Source organism: Nocardioides eburneus, assembly GCF_040838215.1.
GTDB lineage: Bacteria > Actinomycetota > Actinomycetes > Propionibacteriales > Nocardioidaceae > Nocardioides > Nocardioides eburneus.
In genome coordinates this window covers 20707-38089 of record NZ_JBFPJR010000003.1, presented here as the reverse complement: position 1 = coordinate 38089, position 17383 = coordinate 20707, and the positions used below count along the sequence as shown (strand labels likewise).

The 17383-nt window shown below is 70.9% G+C and carries 19 protein-coding genes; 14 read left to right on the top strand and 5 right to left on the bottom strand.

Annotated features, from left to right (window positions below):
- Positions 1-28: 28 nt before the first annotated feature.
- Both AB3X52_RS02180 and AB3X52_RS02175 read right to left on the bottom strand, forming a co-directional pair.
- The gene (locus AB3X52_RS02180; protein WP_367991084.1) at positions 29-469 is read right to left on the bottom strand and encodes a DUF4439 domain-containing protein; all 441 of its coding nucleotides are present in this window, start codon (positions 467-469) and stop codon (positions 29-31) included.
- Positions 466-900, bottom strand: coding sequence for a hypothetical protein (locus AB3X52_RS02175; RefSeq protein ID WP_367991082.1), 435 nt, complete (start codon positions 898-900; stop codon positions 466-468). Before AB3X52_RS02175 ends, AB3X52_RS02180 begins: the two co-directional genes overlap by 4 nt.
- Before the next feature lie 143 nt (positions 901-1043).
- Here AB3X52_RS02175 and rimP point away from each other — a divergent pair, with 143 nt between their 5' ends.
- From rimP to AB3X52_RS02120, 11 genes are all read left to right on the top strand, one after another.
- The gene (gene rimP / locus AB3X52_RS02170) at positions 1044-1523 is read left to right on the top strand and encodes a ribosome maturation factor RimP (protein ID WP_367991080.1); all 480 of its coding nucleotides are present in this window, start codon (positions 1044-1046) and stop codon (positions 1521-1523) included.
- A gap of 9 nt (positions 1524-1532) precedes the next feature.
- On the top strand, positions 1533-2516 hold the full coding sequence (nusA, locus tag AB3X52_RS02165) for a transcription termination factor NusA (RefSeq protein WP_367991079.1): 984 nt from the start codon (positions 1533-1535) through the stop codon (positions 2514-2516).
- Between the two features lie 67 nt (positions 2517-2583).
- On the top strand, positions 2584-2907 hold the full coding sequence (locus tag AB3X52_RS02160) for a YlxR family protein (RefSeq protein ID WP_367991276.1): 324 nt from the start codon (positions 2584-2586) through the stop codon (positions 2905-2907).
- A gap of 120 nt (positions 2908-3027) precedes the next feature.
- Entirely contained in the window at positions 3028-5856 is a 2829-nt protein-coding gene (gene infB / locus AB3X52_RS02155) for a translation initiation factor IF-2 (protein ID WP_367991078.1), read from the top strand.
- A 107-nt stretch (positions 5857-5963) separates the two neighbouring features.
- Positions 5964-6446, top strand: coding sequence for a 30S ribosome-binding factor RbfA (gene rbfA / locus AB3X52_RS02150; protein WP_367991077.1), 483 nt, complete (start codon positions 5964-5966; stop codon positions 6444-6446).
- Positions 6443-7333: a tRNA pseudouridine(55) synthase TruB gene (gene truB / locus AB3X52_RS02145; protein ID WP_367991076.1), complete on the top strand. Its 891-nt coding sequence runs from the start codon at positions 6443-6445 to the stop codon at positions 7331-7333. The genes rbfA and truB overlap by 4 nt, the downstream gene beginning before the upstream one ends.
- A 56-nt stretch (positions 7334-7389) precedes the next feature.
- The gene (locus AB3X52_RS02140; protein WP_367991075.1) at positions 7390-8328 is read left to right on the top strand and encodes a bifunctional riboflavin kinase/FAD synthetase; all 939 of its coding nucleotides are present in this window, start codon (positions 7390-7392) and stop codon (positions 8326-8328) included.
- Complete coding sequence (locus AB3X52_RS02135) at positions 8325-9362, top strand: hypothetical protein (RefSeq protein ID WP_367991073.1); 1038 nt, start codon at positions 8325-8327, stop codon at positions 9360-9362. The genes AB3X52_RS02140 and AB3X52_RS02135 overlap by 4 nt, the downstream gene beginning before the upstream one ends.
- 170 nt (positions 9363-9532) lie before the next feature.
- Positions 9533-9808: a 30S ribosomal protein S15 gene (gene rpsO / locus AB3X52_RS02130; RefSeq protein ID WP_367991071.1), complete on the top strand. Its 276-nt coding sequence runs from the start codon at positions 9533-9535 to the stop codon at positions 9806-9808.
- A 274-nt stretch (positions 9809-10082) separates the two neighbouring features.
- Entirely contained in the window at positions 10083-12311 is a 2229-nt protein-coding gene (locus AB3X52_RS02125; RefSeq protein WP_367991070.1) for a polyribonucleotide nucleotidyltransferase, read from the top strand.
- Positions 12312-12320: 9 nt separating this feature from the next.
- Entirely contained in the window at positions 12321-13685 is a 1365-nt protein-coding gene (locus AB3X52_RS02120) for a M16 family metallopeptidase (RefSeq protein ID WP_367991069.1), read from the top strand.
- A 20-nt stretch (positions 13686-13705) separates the two neighbouring features.
- Here the strand turns inward: AB3X52_RS02120 and AB3X52_RS02115 are convergent, their stop codons facing one another.
- Positions 13706-14221: a class I SAM-dependent methyltransferase gene (locus AB3X52_RS02115; protein WP_367991067.1), complete on the bottom strand. Its 516-nt coding sequence runs from the start codon at positions 14219-14221 to the stop codon at positions 13706-13708.
- 158 nt (positions 14222-14379) lie between these two features.
- Between AB3X52_RS02115 and dapB the strand changes: the two genes are divergently transcribed.
- On the top strand, positions 14380-15123 hold the full coding sequence (dapB, locus tag AB3X52_RS02110) for a 4-hydroxy-tetrahydrodipicolinate reductase (protein WP_367991065.1): 744 nt from the start codon (positions 14380-14382) through the stop codon (positions 15121-15123).
- Positions 15124-15153: 30 nt separating this feature from the next.
- Here the strand turns inward: dapB and AB3X52_RS02105 are convergent, their stop codons facing one another.
- On the bottom strand, positions 15154-15375 hold the full coding sequence (locus AB3X52_RS02105; RefSeq protein WP_367991064.1) for a hypothetical protein: 222 nt from the start codon (positions 15373-15375) through the stop codon (positions 15154-15156).
- A gap of 176 nt (positions 15376-15551) precedes the next feature.
- Entirely contained in the window at positions 15552-16139 is a 588-nt protein-coding gene (locus AB3X52_RS02100) for a DUF3043 domain-containing protein (protein WP_367991062.1), read from the bottom strand.
- Positions 16140-16319: 180 nt separating this feature from the next.
- Between AB3X52_RS02100 and AB3X52_RS02095 the strand changes: the two genes are divergently transcribed.
- Positions 16320-17090 (top strand): PspA/IM30 family protein, encoded by a 771-nt coding sequence (locus AB3X52_RS02095; RefSeq protein ID WP_367991060.1) that lies wholly within the window; start codon positions 16320-16322, stop codon positions 17088-17090.
- Positions 17087-17365 (top strand): PspA-associated protein PspAA, encoded by a 279-nt coding sequence (pspAA, locus tag AB3X52_RS02090; protein ID WP_367991059.1) that lies wholly within the window; start codon positions 17087-17089, stop codon positions 17363-17365. Before AB3X52_RS02095 ends, pspAA begins: the two co-directional genes overlap by 4 nt.
- Positions 17366-17383: the final 18 nt, after the last annotated feature.

The window sequence follows — 17383 nt, the reverse complement described above, 5'->3', positions numbered from 1 at the left end:
CCGAGGACTGCCCCGCGAGAACGCCCCCTCAGCGTGTGCCGGGGAACGTCTCCGGTGCGCCGCCGAACGCGAGCTCGCGCACCGCGGTGTCACCCAGTGCGCCGACGAGCAGCCGTCGGTCGGTGCCGGTCACCGCGGCCATGCCGGCGAGGTAGGCGGCGGCGCAGCGTCGCTCCACCTGGAGCGCCGCCCTGCGTACGCCGCTCGGCGAGTCGATCCCGCCAGGGCGCGCGTACGCCGCCGACGACCCGACCGGGTCGGACCCGGCCGCCACCACGCGGTCGATCAGCGCGTCGCGGGCGGTCACGTGGTCGTCGTACGCCGTGCGGAGGGAGTCGGCGAGCGTGGGGTCCTGCGATGCCGAGGTGCGGCCGCCGAGGACGCCGTACACGTAGATCGCGGCGTGCTCCGCGGCGAGCGCGGTCTGGAGCGCGGCGACGCGCGCCGTGCTCATGTGAACCGTGCTCATGCGAGCCCCCGGGAAGCGAGGAGCTGGCGCTGGGCGGCGGCCATCGACGCCAGGGCGCGGACGAGATCGGGGTCCTCGGCCCTGACCGCAGCATCGGTCAGCGTGGCGACGAGGTCCTGCTGACGCGACTGCCAGCTCCCCGAGCCGGCGCGGTGGGCGGCGTGCCGAGACGGCGGGAACGACGCCAGCTGGGCGTCGTGCCTCCTGGTGAAGTCGGCCGGCGCCTGACGGTCGGCAGTCGCGATGGCCGCGCGCACCTCGGACACCAGCGCGAGGTCGGGGTTCGTGGGCGCCTGCGGAGTCGGCAGCGGGGACGGCCGCAGCGAGTCGACGGTGGAGTCCACCGAGCAACCCGCCGTACCGGCGAGTGCGACACCGAGCAGGCCCAGCGTCGTACGGCGGGTGTAGGAGGTACGTCGCGGCTCGTGCACGGAGGAGACCCTAGCGGCCGTCGCGGGTGCTCCGATCGGCGCCGGAGCCGGTAAGGTGTGCGTTCACCGGAACCGGCCTTCGTGCCGGGCGGACGCACCACCCACAACACGCACCCACAACAGGACACGGAGGTCGCGCAGGCGTGAGCCAGGCCCGTCAGGACGCCATCGCGAGCAGCATCGAGAGTGAGCTCGCGTCACCACTCCGTGCCCTCGAGCTCGACATCGAGGCGGTGGAGATCACCCCCGCCGGCAAGCGCCGCATCCTGCGGATCGCCGTCGACAAGGACGGCGGCGTGACGCTCGACGACGTCGCCGACGCGACGCGCGAGATCAACCGCGTCCTGGACGCCTCCGACGTGATGGGGGAGCAGCCCTACACGCTCGAGGTGACCTCCCGCGGTGTCGACCGCCCGCTCACCCTGCCGCGCCACTGGCGCCGCAACACCGGTCGCCTGGTCAAGGCCACCCTCGCCGACGGCTCGTCGGTGACCGGCCGGATCACCTCCTGCGACGAGGAGGGCGCCACCGTGGACGTGGCGGGGACGGCCCGCGTCCTGCCCTACGCCGAGGTCGCCAAGGCGCTGGTGCAGATCGAGTTCAACAAGCATGAGGACGAGTAGGAGAGCCTGATGGACATCGACCTGAGCATCCTTCGGATGCTGGAGCGCGAGCGCGAGATCTCGTTCGACGTCCTCGTCGAGGCGATCGAGACCGGTCTGCTGACCGCCTACCACAAGACAGCGGGCGCTCAGCAGCACGCCCGCGTGGAGCTCGACCGCAAGACCGGGCACGTGAGCGTCCTCGCCGCCGAGCTGGACGACGAGGGCAACGTCGTCGGCGAGTACGACGACACCCCGGAGGGCTTCGGCCGCATCGCCGCCACGACGGCGAAGCAGATCGTGCTCCAGCGGCTGCGCGACGCCGAGGACGAGGTGAAGTTCGGCGAGTTCTCCGGCAAGGAGGGCGACATCATCTCGGGCGTCATCCAGCAGGGACGCAACCCCGACGACGTGCTCGTCGACCTCGGCAAGATCGAGGCGACGCTGCCCGTCGGCGAGCGCGTGCCGGGGGAGGACTACACCCACGGCACCCGCATCAAGGCACTGGTCATGAGCGTCCGCAAGGGCATGCGCGGCCCGCAGATCACGCTGTCGCGCTCCCACCCCAACCTGGTCAAGAAGCTCTTCGCCTTCGAGGTCCCCGAGATCGCCGACGGCACCGTGGAGATCGCCGCCATCGCCCGTGAGGCCGGCCATCGCACCAAGATCGCCGTGCGCTCGAACGTCCCGGGCGTCAACGCGAAGGGTGCCTGCATCGGTCCGATGGGGCAGCGCGTGCGGCAGGTGATGTCCGAGCTTCAGGGCGAGAAGATCGACATCGTCGACTGGTCGGAGGACCCCGCCACGCTCGTCGCCTCGGCGCTGTCGCCGGCCCGGGTCAACTCGGTCGAGATCCTGGACGCGGCCGCCCGGTCCGCGCGGGTGGTCGTGCCCGACTATCAGCTCTCGCTCGCCATCGGCAAGGAGGGCCAGAACGCCCGTCTGGCGGCCCGGCTGACCGGCTGGCGCATCGACATCCGCTCCGACGAGGAGGGCGCCGACTCCGGCGCCTGAGCGCCGTGCCGGCGGCGTACGCCCCGGTTCGGAAAGTCTTGGCCTGAGGCGGTAGTGTGGTCACTTGGTGGCACGCCAAGACTTCTCCTCCCAGGACGGACCTGTCCGTACCTGCGTGGGCTGCCGGAAGCGGGCCGCCAAGCGCGAGTTGCTGCGGGTGACCGCCGGCTCGGGCCCCGACGGCCAGACCGTCGTGGTGCCCGATCCGTCAGCCACCGCACCCGGCCGTGGGGCGCACCTGCATCCCACCAAGGAGTGTTACGAGCTCGCGGTACGCCGGAAGGCCTTCACCCGAGCACTACGTCTCGCGGGTGGGTCCTCCAGTGCACCGGTGGGTGACTACCTCGACCAGCGCACCGACGAACACCGGCCGCTCCCTGCGGCCGACTGACCAGGAATGGGAGCAACAGCTCATGAGCACTCGATGAGTACTTCGCGATGAGCGTGTTCACCAAGCACTAGTGGTCACAGGTTTTCCCCGGGAGTCGGGTCTGTGGCCAGAAGGAGAAGCGTGGCTAAGACCCGAGTCCACGAACTCGCCAAGGAGTTCGGAGTCGAGAGCAAGTTCGTTCTCGAGAAGTTCAAGGAGATGGGTGAGTTCGTCAAGTCGGCGAGCTCGACCATCGAGCTGCCTGCGGAGATGCGTTTCCGCAAGGAGATCGGCCCGACCCTGAAGGGCGGGCAGGGTGGCGACCAGGCCGCGAAGCCTGCGGCGCCCGAGAAGGCGGCCGCGCCGAAGCCGTCCGCCCCGAAGCCGGCGGAGAAGAAGCCCGCGGCGCCCAAGCCGGCCGCCCCGAAGCCGGCCGCTCCCGCCGCCCCGGCCGCTCCCGCGGCGGAGACGCCTGCTGCTGAGGCGCCCGCGGCCCAGGCCGCTCCCTCGGCTCCGCGACCGGCCGCTCCGAAGCCCGGCCCGAAGGCTCCGCGCCCGGCGGCCCCGAAGCCGCAGGCCCCTGCCGCCCGCGGCGGCAACGCGCCGTCGTCGAAGGCCCCGTCGCCGCGTCCGGTCGGCAAGCCCGGTGCGCCGCGTCCGGGCAACAACCCGTTCGCCTCGAGCCAGGGCATGGGCCGCCGGCCCGCGCCCGGCCCCCGCGACGGTGGTGCCGCCGGTGGCGGCGACCAGCAGCGCCCACCGCGCCCGCCGGCCTCCCGTGAGGGCGGCGCTCCGGCGGGCGGTCGTCCCGGTATGCCGCGTCCCAACCCGGCCATGATGCCGAAGTCCCCGGCTGCGTTCGGGGCTCGTCCCGGTGGTCCGGGTCGCCCGGGTGCGCCGGGTCGTCCCGGCCAGGGCGGTCGCCCCGGCCCCGGTGGCCGTGGTGCGGGTGCCGGTACGGGCACGGGCGCTCCGGGCCGCGGCGGCTTCGGTGGCGGTCGGCCCGGAGGCGGCGGTGGCCGTCCCGGGCAGCGTGGCTCCACCCAGGGCGCGTTCGGTCGTCCCGGTGGTCCCTCGCGTCGTGGTCGCAAGTCGAAGCGGGCGCGTCGGCAGGAGTTCGAGGCCATGGAGGCCCCGACGATCGGCGGCGTGCGTGTCCGCAAGGGCAACGGCGAGACCGTGCGTCTGGCTCGTGGCGCCTCGCTGACCGACTTCGCGGAGAAGATCAACGTCGACGCCGCTCAGCTCGTCCAGATGCTCTTCAGCCTCGGCGAGATGGTGACGGCGACCGAGTCGGTCAACGACGCGACGCTTGAGCTGCTCGGTGAGGAGCTCAACTACGTCGTCCAGGTCGTGTCGCCGGAGGACGAGGACCGCGAGCTCCTCGAGTCCTTCGACATCGAGTTCGGTGAGGACGAGGGCGACGAGTCCGAGTGGCAGGTCCGTCCGCCGGTCGTGACCGTCATGGGTCACGTCGACCACGGCAAGACCAAGCTGCTCGACGCCCTCCGCAACGCCAACGTCGTGGCCGGCGAGGCCGGTGGCATCACCCAGCACATCGGCGCCTACCAGGTCGCGACCGAGGTCGACGGCTCCGAGCGCAAGATCACCTTCATCGACACCCCGGGTCACGAGGCGTTCACCGCCATGCGTGCCCGCGGGTCGCAGTCGTCCGACATCGCGGTCCTCGTGGTCGCGGCCGACGACGGTGTGATGCCGCAGACTGTCGAGGCGCTCAACCACGCCAAGGCGGCGGGTGTGCCGATCGTGGTCGCGGTCAACAAGATCGACAAGCCGGAGGCCGACCCGACGAAGGTCCGCGGTCAGCTGACCGAGTACGGCCTGGTGCCCGAGGAGTACGGCGGCGACACGATGTTCGTCGACGTCTCGGCGAAGTCCGGTCTCAACCTCGAGGGCCTGCTCGAGGCGATCGTCCTCACGGCGGACGCCTCGCTCGACCTGCGCGCCAACCCCAACCAGGACGCCCAGGGTCTCGTCATCGAGGCCCACCTCGACCGCGGTCGTGGCCCCGTCGCCACGATCCTGGTCCAGCGCGGCACCCTGCGGGTCGGCGACTCGATCGTCGCGGGTCCGGCCTACGGCCGCGTCCGGGCGATGCTGGACGAGTACGGCAACGAGCTCGACGAGGCGACGCCGTCGCGTCCGGCGATGGTGCTCGGTCTGTCCGCCGTCCCCGGCGCCGGCCAGAACTTCATCGTGGTCGAGGACGACCGGATGGCTCGCCAGATCGCCGAGAAGCGTGAGTCGCGTGAGCGTGCCGCCATGCAGGCGAAGCGCCGCGTGCGTCGCACTCTCGAGGACTTCATGGCCTCCATGGAGAAGGGCGAGAGCCAGGAGCTCAACCTCATCCTCAAGGGCGACGTGTCCGGTTCGGTCGAGGCCCTCGAGGACGCGCTGGCCAAGATCGACGTGGGCAGCGACGAGGTCACGATCCGCGTCATCGACCGCGGCGTCGGTGCGATCACCGAGACCAACGTCGACCTGGCCGCCGCCTCCGACGCGATCATCATCGGCTTCAACGTCCGCCCGCAGGGCAAGGCGACCGAGATGGCCGAGCGCGAGGGCGTGGAGATCCGCTACTACACGGTGATCTACCAGGCCATCGAGGAGATCGAGGCCGCGCTCAAGGGCATGCTCAAGCCGGAGTACGAAGAGCACACCCTCGGTCGTGCCGAGATCCGGGCGATGTTCCGCAGCTCCAAGATCGGCAACATCGCGGGCTGCATGGTCATCGACGGCGTCATCCGCCGCAACGCCAAGGTGCGGGTCATCCGCGACGGCGCCGTGGTGGCGGACAACCTCGACCTGGCCTCGCTGCGCCGCGAGAAGGACGACGTCTCGGAGGTCCGCGAGGGCTTCGAGTGCGGTCTGGTCCTGCGCAACTTCCAGGACATCAAGGAGGGCGACATCGTCGAGGCCTTCGAGATGCGAGAGATCCCGCGCAGCTGACGCGTCCGGTGCCGAGTCGGCGTCCATGGACGCCGACTCGGCACGACCCTGGGATCGAGTCGGCGTACGTGTACGCCGGCTCGATCCGATTTGAGAGAGTGAGAGACATGAGCAACCCGCGCGTGCGCCGTATCGCCGACCGGATCAAGGTGATCGTGGCGCAGATGCTCGAGCGTCGGATCAAGGATCCGCGCATCGGCTTCGTGACGGTCACCGACGTCCGCGTCTCGGGGGACACCCAGCAGGCGTCGATCTTCTACACCGTCCTCGGCGCAGACACGGAGGCGGAGCTGGCCGGGACGGCCGCCGCGCTCGAGTCGGCCAAGGGGCTCATCCGCTCCGAGGTGGCCAAGCAGCTCGGCATGCGCCACGCGCCGTCGCTGGAGTTCATCCACGACGCGCTGCCGGAGACCGCGCGCCACCTCGAGGAGGTGCTCGCCCGCGCGAAGGCCCAGGACGAAGAGGTCGCGGCGCACCGGGGCGACACCTACGCCGGCGAGCCCGACCCCTACAAGAAGCCGCACGAGGAGGAGGACGACCTCGCCGGCGTCGACGAGGACTGGGACGACGAGGACGACGCGGACGCGTGAGCACCGCTGAGTCCGGGTTGGTCATCGTCGACAAGCCCGGCCAGATGACGTCCCACGACGTCGTCGGCCGGGTCCGTCGGTTGGCGGGCACCCGCAAGGTCGGTCATGCCGGCACCCTCGACCCGATGGCGACCGGCGTGCTCGTCCTCGGTGTCGAGCGCGCCACCAGGCTGCTGGGTCACCTCATGCTCACCGAGAAGGCGTACGACGCCACCGTCCGCCTCGGGCAGACGACGACCACCGACGACGCCGAGGGCGACGTGCTGGCCACCGTCTCGGCGGCCGACCTCGACGAGGTCGCCGTGCGCGCGGCGTTCGCGACCCAGGTGGGCGACATCGAGCAGGTGCCGACCGCGGTGTCGGCGATCAAGGTCGACGGCAAGCGGGCCTACCAGCGGGTCCGTGAGGGCGAGGTCGTGGAGCTCAAGGCCCGGCCGGTCACCGTCCACGACCTGACCGTCCGTGACCTGCGGCCGGTCGCGTCGCCGGACGGGAGCCGCCTCCTCGACGTCGACATCGCCGTCCGCTGCTCGAGCGGCACCTACGTCCGCGCGATCGCGCGCGACGTCGGCGCCGCGCTGGGCGTGGGCGGTCACCTCACGGCGCTGCGCCGGACCGCTGTCGGCCCGTACACCCTCGACGTCGCGCACTCTCTCGACGACCTCGCCGAGGCGTACGCCGTGCTGCCGATCGCCCAGGCGGCCCGCGCGGCCTTCCCCTCGGTCGTCCTCGACGAGCAGCATGCCCAGGACGTGCGCGTCGGCCGTCGGCTCCGGCGCGACCTGGCCGGCCTGACCGCGGTCTTCGCGCCGGACGGCGAGTTCCTCGCGCTCTACGAGCCGGCCGGCGACGGCCTGGCCAAGGCCGCAGCGGTCTTCGTCGGCTAGGAGGCTGCTCCAGGCCGCTCCACGAGGCGGCCCGGGTGCCCGCTAGTCTGACCGGCGTGCAGTTGTGGCGAAGTCTCGATGACGTGCCGGCCGAGCTCGGCCGGACGGCGGTCGTGATCGGCAACTTCGACGGCGTACACCTCGGCCACCAGCATGTGCTGCGCCGGGCGCGGGACCTGGCCGACGAGCGTGCCCTGACGCTGGTGGCCGTGACGTTCGACCCGCATCCGATGGCGGTGCTGCGACCGGAGCATGCGCCGACGACGCTGACCACGCTGGAGGCGCGGGCCGAGCTCCTCGTGGACGCCGGCGCGGATGCCGTGCTGGCACTGCCCTTCGACATGGACATGGCCGGCTGGGGGCCGGACGACTTCGCGCAGCGGGTGCTCGTCGACGCACTGCACGCCGAGGTCTGCGTCGTCGGCGCCAACTTCCGCTACGGCTGCCGGGCGGCAGGGGACGTGAGCGACCTCCAGGACTTCGGCGCCGGGCACGGGTTCGTCGCGGAGGGCATCCCGCTCGACGGGGGTCCGCAGGTGTGGTCGTCGACCTACATCCGCACCTGCCTGGCGGGCGGCGACGTCGCCGGCGCCGCCGAGGCGCTCGGCCGCCCGTACGCCGTCCGAGGGCTGGTCGTGAAGGGCGATCAGCGCGGACGCGAGCTCGGCTTCCCGACCGCCAACGTGCCCACGAGCGGTCTCACGGCGGTCCCGCCCGACGGTGTGTACGCCGGCTGGCTGACCCGCCGCGACACCGGTGAGACGTTCCCGGCCGCCATCAGCGTCGGCACGAACCCGACGTTCGACGGGGTCACGGTGCGCCGAGTGGAGGCCTACGTGCTCGACCGCACCGACCTCGAGCTGTACGGCGTCGAGGTCGACGTGGCGTTCGTCGACCGGCTCCGCGGGATGGAGGCGTTCGACTCGATCGAGAGCCTCGTCGAGCAGATGCACGCCGACGTCGACCGGACCCGAGAGGTCCTCGGGCTGCGGTGAGGGGCGCCGAGGCGTCGGAATACCTGCGGGCCACCGACGCCTGGTTCGCCCGCCACGGCCTCACCTACTTCGTCCCCGAGGAGCGGGCGGCCGTCCGCCGCGCGCTCCGCCCGTCCCGTACGGCGCTGCCGCTGCTCCTCGGGCTCGTGGTGGCAGCGGCGCTGGGTGCCCTGCTCGGCTGGGCGACCGGCGACGCCGGCACCGGGGTGGCCCTGCTGCTGACGGTCGCCGGGCTCGGCGTGGCGTGGTACGCGCTGACGGCGCTCCGGTTCCGCCCCATCCTCGGCTGGGCGCTGGGCCGCACCTTCGGGTCGATGGCACGGCTGCTGCCGATGGTGCTGCGCGCGCTGCCTCTGCTGCTCGTCTTCGCCACGTTCCTCTTCGTCAACGCCGACGTATGGCAGATGGCGGCCCGGCTCGAGACCGGCCTGCTCTGGCTGACCGGCCTCCTCTTCGGCTGCTCGGCGATCGCGTTCCTGCTCGTGCGGCTGCCCGAGGAGGTCGACCGCGTCGACGACGACGTCGACGCCGCCTTCCTCATCCGCGCCTGCGCCGGGACGCCGCTCGAGCGGCCGTGTGCGGAGCTGGTCGCCGAGGCCGGGTCCGGCCGGCCCGAGAGCGCCACCCAGGCCGCGACCGACCCGGCGTCGTACGCCACCATCTCAGGGCTCGAGCGCTGGAACCTCGTCCTCGCCCTGCTCGTCATCCAGGCGGTGCAGGTGCTCCTGCTGGCCCTGGCCGTGTTCGTCTTCTTCGTCGTGTTCGGCGCGCTGGTGATGGGGAACGACGTGCAGCTCGGCTGGACCCAGCTCCCGAGCATCCACAGCCTGTCCTGGCTGCCGAGCGTCTCGGTCGAGCTGGTCCGCGTCTCGGTCTTCCTGGCGGCGTTCTCGCTGCTCTACGTCACCGTCTCGACCGTCACCGACGAGACCTACCGTGCCCAGTTCTTCGGGACCGTGCTCCGTGAGCTGGAACGGGCGGTCGGCATGCGGGCGGTCTACCTCGCGCTCCGCGACCGCGCATCGGCCTCGTGACGGGTGACCGCCCGCGATTGGGCCGCGCTCCGGCCCGCGGGATAGAGTTGTCCGGTTGCCCCGGCTGGGGTGACACGCCGTCAGAACGGCCGCGGATCCAGAGTGCCCCGGTGAACGTGCCCGGGCGCGCCGCGCAACGAGTGGCTCGCTGAGCCGGAAGGGAGAACCGCATGTCGATCGGTACCGACGCGGAGACCAAGAAGAAGATCATGGCCGAGTACGCCACGACCGAGGGCGACACCGGTTCGCCCGAGGTTCAGATCGCGCTGCTCTCGCACCGCATCACGCACCTCACCGAGCACCTCAAGGAGCACAAGCACGACCACCACAGCCGTCGTGGTCTGCTCCTGCTCGTCGGTCAGCGCCGTCGCCTGCTGAACTACCTGCAGAAGAAGGACATCGCGCGCTACCGCTCCATCATCGAGCGCCTCGGTCTTCGTCGATAAGGCTCCGCGAGGACGAGCGGTCACCCAGGTGGGTGACCGCTCGTTCTGCTTTTGGGGTACCTGCCCGATAGGCTGGCCCCGGTGCGGCAGCCGCTGGCCGTCGTACCACTGAACAACATCTCACCAGGAGCGGCCCGCCCGTCCGGCTCGGTCCTCGGTAGTGGCCCCCAGGAGCCCGTCCAGCTCGACCACGAGCCCGGTGCCTGTGGGTCTCGATCGAAGACCGGCCCACGTGAAGGCGGGGTCGCTCCTCGACAAGACAAGGAACGAATCCTTGACCGAACCCGTCATCTCCGCCGTCGAGACCGTCATCGACAACGGCAAGTACGGCAAGCGGACCGTCAAGTTCGAGACCGGTTTCCTCGCCCGGCAGGCCGCCGGCTCGGTGACCGCCTACCTCGACGACGACACCATGCTGCTCTCCGCCACGACGGCCTCGAAGAACCCGAAGGACCACTTCGACTTCTTCCCCCTCACCATCGACGTCGAGGAGCGGATGTACGCCGCGGGCCGGATCCCCGGCTCGTTCTTCCGCCGGGAGGGCCGTCCCTCCGAGGACGCCATCCTCACCTGCCGCCTCATCGACCGCCCGCTGCGCCCGACCTTCAAGAAGGGGCTGCGCAACGAGGTCCAGGTCGTCATCACGGTCCTCGCGCTCGACCCCGACACGCCCTACGACGTGCTCGCGATCAACGCCGCGTCGATGTCCACGCAGCTCTCCGGCCTGCCGTTCAGCGGCCCGGTCGGCGGCGTGCGCGTCGCCCTCATCGACGGCCAGTGGGTCGGCTTCCCGACCCACAGCCAGCTCGAGGAGGCCGTGTTCGACATGGTCATCGCCGGTCGCGTGACCGAGACCGGCGACGTCGCGATCATGATGGTCGAGGCCGAGTCGACCGAGCAGACCTGGGAGCTCGTCACGAGCCAGGGCAAGCAGGCGCCGACCGAGGAGATCGTGGCCGGCGGCATGGACGCCGCGAAGGTCTTCATCAAGCAGCTCTGCGAGGCGCAGGTCGAGCTGGCCAAGCAGGCCGCGAAGCCGGTGCAGGAGTTCCCGATCTTCCTGGACTACCAGGACGACGTGTTCGCCGCCGTCGAGGCCGCCGTCGCCACCGAGACCGCCGAGGCGCTCACGATCGGTGGCAAGCAGGAGCGCGAGGAGCGCCTCGACGAGATCAAGGCGTCGCTGCTCGACAAGGTCGCGGCCGACTTCGAGGGCCGCGAGGGCGAGATCGGTGCCGCCTTCCGGGCGCTGAACAAGAAGCTGGTCCGCGAGCGCGTCCTGCGCGACAAGGTCCGCATCGACGGCCGTGGCCTCGCCGACATCCGTCCGCTGCACGCCGAGGTCGGCGTGATTCCGCGGGTCCACGGCTCGGCGCTCTTCGAGCGCGGCGAGACGCAGATCCTGGGTGTCACGACGCTCAACATGCTCAAGATGGAGCAGCAGCTCGACACGCTGTCGCCGGAGACGCACCGGCGCTACATGCACAACTACAACTTCCCGCCGTACTCCACCGGTGAGACCGGCCGCGTCGGCTCGCCGAAGCGCCGCGAGATCGGCCACGGTGCGCTCGCCGGCCGTGCCCTCGTGCCGGTGCTGCCCTCGCGCGAGGAGTTCCCCTACGCCATCCGCCAGGTCTCCGAGGCGATGGGCTCCAACGGCTCGACGTCGATGGGCTCGGTCTGCGCCTCGACCATGTCGCTCCTCTCGGCGGGCGTCCCGCTGAAGGCGCCGGTCGCCGGCATCGCGATGGGCCTGATCTCCGGTGAGATCGACGGCCAGACGCAGTACGTCGCACTGACCGACATCCTCGGTGCCGAGGACGCCTACGGCGACATGGACTTCAAGGTCGCCGGCACGCGGGACTTCGTGACTGCGCTGCAGCTCGACACGAAGCTCGACGGCATCCCGGCCGAGGTCCTCGCGCAGGCCCTCAACCAGGCCAAGGACGCCCGCCTGACGATCCTCGACGTGATGCACGAGGCGATCGGTGGCGTCGAGGAGATGGCCCCGACGGCGCCGCGGATCATCTCGGTGAAGGTCCCCGTCGACAAGATCGGCGAGGTCATCGGCCCCAAGGGCAAGGTGATCAACCAGATCCAGGACGACACCGGCGCCCAGATCTCCATCGAGGACGACGGCACGGTCCTGATCGGCGCGACCGACGGCGCCGCCGCCGAGGCCGCCCGGGCGGCGGTCAACGCGATCGCCAACCCGACGATGCCGGAGGTCGGCGAGCGCTACCTCGGCACCGTCGTCAAGACGACCAACTTCGGTGCGTTCGTGTCCCTGCTGCCCGGCAAGGACGGCCTGCTCCACATCACCAAGCTGCGTGCCCTCAACGACGGCAAGCGGGTCGAGTCGGTCGAGGACGTCGTCGAGGTCGGTCAGAAGATCCAGGTCGAGATCGTCGAGATCGACGACCGCGGCAAGCTCTCGCTCGCCCCGGTGATCGAGGAGGCCGCCGAGGCCTCCGAGTCCGCCGAGACGGCAACGGAGGAGTGACCCAGCCGCATGGCTGATCGCAACACCCGGGCGACCGGTCGGCAGGCAACTGCCGACCGGTCGCCCGCTTCTCACCAGTCCGGGGCCGCCCAGGTGCCCGGCACCACCGTCACCCTGGAGGAGACGGCCGGGTCCGTCGTACGCCGCACGGTGCATCCCAGCGGGCTGCGCATCGTGACCGAGCAGATGGCCGGCGTACGCTCCGCGGCGATCGGCGTGTGGGTCGGCGTCGGCTCCCGGGACGAGTCGGCCGATCTCCACGGCGCCTCCCACTTCCTCGAGCACCTGCTCTTCAAGGGCACGCCGACCCGGTCCGCGCTCGACATCTCGGTGGCGCTCGACCGGGTGGGCGGGGAGTTCAACGCCTTCACTGCGAAGGAGTACACCTGCTTCCACGCGCGCGTGCTCGACGACGACCTGCCACTCGCGGTCGACGTCATCGGCGACATGGTGACCTCCTCGCTGATCACCGCTGAGGACGTCGAGGCGGAGCGCGACGTGATCCTCGACGAGATCGCGATGCATGACGACGACCCCGATGACCTGGTCCACAACCTCTTCGCAGCGCAGGCCTGGGGCGAGGACACGCCGCTCGGGCGGGGGATCGCCGGGACCGAGGCCTCGATCGAGGCGCTGACGCGTGACCGGATCGAGGCGTTCTACCGCGAGCACTACGTCCCCGAGCGGATCGTCGTCTCCGTCGCCGGCAACCTCGACCACGAGGCGGTCGTCACGCAGGTGATCGAGTCGTTCGGGCGGGCCGGCTTCCTGAGGCGTACGGCGACGCCGGTCCCGCCGCGCGGTGGCGACCCGCTCACGGTCCATCCGGGCTCGATCGAGACCCGGCGACCCTTCGAGCAGGTCAACGTGGTCCTCGGGATGGAGGGGCTGTGCCGTGACGACGACCGCCGCTTCGCGCTCGGCATCCTCAACGCCGCGCTCGGTGGCGGCACGTCGAGCCGTCTCTTCCAGGAGGTCCGCGAGCGTCGGGGGCTGGCCTACTCGGTCTTCTCGTTCACCAGCAGCCACGCCGAGACCGGCCTCGTGGGCGTCTCGGTGGGCTGCCTGCCGGCCAAGCTCGACGAGGTCCTCGCCACGGTGCGCGACGAGCTCGCGAACGTCGCGGCGGAGGGCATCACCGCCGAGGAGCTCGAGCTCGGCAAGGGCCAGCTGCGCGGCGGTCTCGTCCTCGGGCTCGAGGACTCCGCGTCACGGATGTCACGGCTCGGCAGGGCCGAGCTCGTCCACGACGAGCTGCTCACCATCGACGACGTGTTGGCCCGCATCCAGGCGGTCACGCTCGAGGACTGCGCCAAGGTCGCGGCCGAGGTCTTCTCCCGGCCCGAGCTGCTCGCGGTCGTCGGGCCGGCCTGATCGGCGAGGCGTCGTGGGGCTCAGCGGCGCCCGATGATGCCGACCGCGGCGGGCTGCCGGCTGTCGATGATCGACACCCGGAAGCCCGCCTCGGCGAGTCCTTTGGAGGTCTTCTCGATCATCTCGGGCACCTGCTCTCGGCGGGTGGCCTCATAGAAGATGTTGACCGTCCCGCCGGGGAGGACGCGCTCGTGGAGGAGGGCGATCTCGGCCGAGGCGTCGCGCACCCAGAACAGGTTGACGTTGAACGCGAAGACCTTGTTCAGCCGCTTGACGGGCACGCGCAGCGTGGCCAGGTCGATCTGGCGGACCGTGAGGCGGCCGGCGTCGATGTACTTCGCGCAGCGCCGCTTGGTCCGGTCGACGCCGGACTCGGATCGGTCGATGGCGAAGAGCTTCCCGGTCTCCAGGCGGCTGCAGATGAGCTCCGCGCCGGCTCCTGGACCGCAACCGACCTCGAGGATGTGGTCGTTGGGCTGCACGTCCATGAAGTCCACCGCCCAGCGGATGCGCGCCGGGATCGTCTGCACCACCATGGTGCCAAGCCTGCCAGACGCGTGGGGGTTCTCGCTTCCGCCCCTGCCCAGACGGGCAGTGGGGGTGGTGCGCCCCACGCGCCGAGGCTCTCGTGGCCCTGTCCCACGGTCGTGGGGCCGACACGTCGGTGGCGGCGCCGACTAGTAGGTTGTCGCTCGTGATGAAGGTGGCGGTGCTGGGAGCGAGCGGCAAGCTCGGGAGCGTGATCAGCGACGCGGTCGACGCGGCCGACGACCTCGACCTGGTCGCGAGGATCGGCTCACGCGACAGCCTGGAGACGCTCGTCGAGACCGGGGCGGAGGCCGTCGTCGACGTGACCACGCCCGCCGCCGTCATGGAGAACCTGCGGTTCTGCATCGAGCGCGGCATCCACGCGATCGTCGGCACCACCGGCTTCGACGAGGAGCGGCTGGCCACGCTGCGCGGCTGGCTCGACGAGCACCCCCGTGTGGGCGTCGTGATCGCGCCGAACTTCTCCATCGGCGCGTTGCTGATGATGCAGCTCGCGGCGAAGGCGGCGCCCTTCTTCGAGTCGGTCGAGATCGTCGAACTCCATCACCCGACGAAGGCCGACGCTCCGTCGGGGACGGCGCAGCGGACCGCGGCGCTGATCGCCGATGCCCGCCGCGAGGCCGGCGTCGGTCCGGTGCCGGACGCGACGACCACCGCGCTCGAGGGTGCGCGCGGCGCCGAGATCGACGGCATCCACGTGCACGCGCTCAGGATCCGTGGGCTGGTGGCCCACCAGGAGGTCGTGCTCGGCGGCGTGGGGGAGACCCTCACGATCCGCCACGACTCGCTCGACCGGGCGTCGTTCGCGCCGGGTGCACTCGCAGGGCTGCGGGCCGTGCCTGCCCACCCGGGGCTCACGATCGGCCTGGAACACCTCCTCGGCCTCTGACGCAGGGGCCGGGCCCCGTTGTCGGGGAGGTCAGTGGCGTCGTACGCGCATCCGGTGCGGATGCTCGTGGTGCGGCTCGCGCACCGCGGCGTACGCGAGCAGGATGCCGAGCGCGGCGCCGACCCCCGCTCCGACGGATCCGCCGAACGGAAGCTCCGCGGCGCGTGCGGCCCAGAAGCCACCAACCGCCCCGACGGCGAGACCGACGAGGATCACCAGGGCCTGGTGCAGCGCGGGAAGACGACCGAACATCGACGCCACCACTCCTTGGGGTCGTGGCCGCCGGCGGACGTCGTGAAGGGCGCCGGCGAGCACATGGATCACAGCGGATCTATCGTTACCCCTGCCAGGCCGATTTCAAGCCGCGCAGCGCGAACGCACCCGAAACGGCGTACGCCGCGGAGGTGACGGACCGAGAAGCGTCGCCCTCAGCGGTAGGTCTTCGGCAGCTCGGTGCCGATCTTGACCTGAGGCTTGGGCATGCGCAGGAAGCGCACCTGCATCGCCCGCATCACCGCGTAGTAGGTGGTGCCACGCACGTCCTTCTCGGAGAACCGCGCCCGGATCTGGCGGCGCATGCCGACGAGCAGCACCACGAGGTTGATCACGACGAGGACGATCATGAGGAGGACGACGAGCTCGCCGATCACGGCGAGGCGCGTGGAGCCGACATAGCCGAAGATCATGGCGACGATCAGGACCGGCAGGACCACCTCGGCGATCGTGAACCGGCTGTCGACGTAGTCGCGGACGAAGCGCTTCACCGGACCGCGGTCGCGGGCGGGGAGGTAGCGATCGTCGCCGGTCTTCATCGCCTCGCGCATCTTCTGGCTGCTCTCGGCGCGGGCCAGCCGGGCGGCGGCCGCCTGCTCCTTGCGCGTGCGGGGCGTCTTCAGCCGCGCCTTGCGCGCTGCCTCCGCCTCCTTGCGGGTCGGCGTCGGCCGGCCCTTCCCGCTGGGCTTGGCGGCGACCTGGGTCTCGGCGACCGGGGTGGACTGGGACTTGCGACCGAACAACGGAAAAGACCTCGAGTGGGCAGGTTTGGGTGAGTCGTGCGACGTACACACTATCGAGGTGATGGCCGGTTGTTGTGGTCGAGCCGTAGGGTGAAGCCCAGCGGCCGCTCCACAGCGACGGTTCGACCACACTGAGGCGGCACGGCGTACATCTACGCGCGAGAGAGGCGTTCGTTTTCCATGAGTCTGATGAAGCGCATGAGCCTGATCTTCAAGGCGAAGGCCAACAAGGCGCTCGACCGCGCGGAGGACCCGCGCGAGGTCCTCGACTACAGCTACCAGAAGCAGCTGGAGATGCTCCAGCAGGTGCGTCGTGGCGTGGCCGACGTGGCCACCAGCCGCAAGCGGGTCGAGCTCCAGATCAACCAGCTGAAGCAGCAGTCCGACAAGCTGACGAGCCAGGCGCAGCAGGCGATCAACATGAACCGTGAGGACCTCGCCCGCGAGGCTCTCACCCGCAAGTCCGGGCTGACCGCGCAGATCAACGACCTGACGGCTCAGCACGCCCAGCTCCAGGGCGAGGAGGAGAAGCTCACCCTCGCCCAGCAGCGGCTGCAGGCCAAGGTGGAGTCCTTCCGCACCAAGAAGGAGACCATCAAGGCGACCTACACCGCCGCCGAGGCCCAGACGCGGATCAACGAGGCCGTCTCCGGCATCGGCGAGGAGATGGGCGACATCGGCCTCGCCATGCAGCGGGCCGAGGACAAGACCCAGGAGATGCAGGCGCGTGCGGGGGCGGTCGACGAGCTCATCGCGTCCGGTGCCCTCGACGACCTCACCGCGAGCCCCAACGACGACATCAGCCGTCAGCTCGATGCGCTGAGCTCGCAGTCCGACGTCGAGGCCGAGCTCGCCGCGCTCAAGGGTCAGGGCGCACCGCAGGCGATCAACGGCGGCCAGTCCCAGCCGGTGATCGACGTGCAGTCGACCGAGAAGCAGGCAGAGCAGTGATCGTCCGGATCCTGGGTGAGGGCCAGTACGACATCGCCGACTCGGCCCTCGACCGGCTCAACCAGTTGGACGCTGCCGTGGAGGCCGCCATCGGTGCCTCCGACCAGGAGGCGTTCGAGGCGGCGCTGAAGGAGCTGCTCGACGGCGTACGCACCGCCGGGGTGCCCCACCCGGTGGACGCCATCGACGAGTCCGACCTCATCCTGCCGTCGGCCGACGCGACCATGAGCGAGGTCGCCGACATGCTCGCCGACGACGGGCTGATCCCCGGCTGAGCCTGGGCCGTGCGCCTC

What these genes read in the sequence shown, in the direction of transcription:
- AB3X52_RS02105 (WP_367991064.1), bottom strand. Translation starts at nt 15,375, where the DNA reads ATGTTCGGTCGTCTTCCCGCGCTGCACCAGGCCCTGGTGATCCTCGTC.
- AB3X52_RS02120 (WP_367991069.1), top strand. Translation starts at nt 12,321, where the DNA reads ATGGCTGATCGCAACACCCGGGCGACCGGTCGGCAGGCAACTGCCGAC.
- AB3X52_RS02115 (WP_367991067.1), bottom strand. Translation starts at nt 14,221, where the DNA reads ATGGTGGTGCAGACGATCCCGGCGCGCATCCGCTGGGCGGTGGACTTC.
- nusA (WP_367991079.1), top strand. Translation starts at nt 1,533, where the DNA reads ATGGACATCGACCTGAGCATCCTTCGGATGCTGGAGCGCGAGCGCGAG.
- rbfA (WP_367991077.1), top strand. Translation starts at nt 5,964, where the DNA reads ATGAGCAACCCGCGCGTGCGCCGTATCGCCGACCGGATCAAGGTGATC.
- AB3X52_RS02095 (WP_367991060.1), top strand. Translation starts at nt 16,320, where the DNA reads ATGAGTCTGATGAAGCGCATGAGCCTGATCTTCAAGGCGAAGGCCAAC.
- rpsO (WP_367991071.1), top strand. Translation starts at nt 9,533, where the DNA reads ATGTCGATCGGTACCGACGCGGAGACCAAGAAGAAGATCATGGCCGAG.
- AB3X52_RS02180 (WP_367991084.1), bottom strand. Translation starts at nt 469, where the DNA reads ATGAGCACGGTTCACATGAGCACGGCGCGCGTCGCCGCGCTCCAGACC.